Annotated in this window: 1 protein-coding gene; it reads right to left on the reverse strand. The window is 56.7% G+C overall.

The genetic code is table 11. From position 1 onward, the window contains the following. Positions 1-67 precede the first annotated feature (67 nt). Positions 68-268 (reverse strand): hypothetical protein (locus SB719_RS20435; RefSeq protein ID WP_412159782.1); only part of this gene is annotated, 201 nt, incomplete at its 5' end.

A 268-nucleotide genomic window follows, 5' to 3' on the forward strand; every position in this document is an offset into this window, starting at 1 on the left:
GTGGCGCTCAGTGGTAACGTCCACAAGGGCGCACTTCGGGCAGCACGTTAGGTTGAATTGAGGGGACTTAGGCGTTCCGCTTTGCGAGATAGTCGCAACGGGCTTTCGCGATGGACAGGCCATTCGGCGTCAAATCGTATGCGCTATCTGATACGCTATGCGTGATCCCAGCGCGGTAAACGACATAAGCCCGGTTTGAGCGGTCACGGCCTACCCAGAAGTCGCCATTCTCATGCATGATATCGGCTTCGGTCATGGTCAAGCCACC

The organism is Pantoea sp. SIMBA_079 (genome assembly GCF_046940275.1).
Classification (GTDB): domain Bacteria; phylum Pseudomonadota; class Gammaproteobacteria; order Enterobacterales; family Enterobacteriaceae; genus Pantoea; species Pantoea borealis.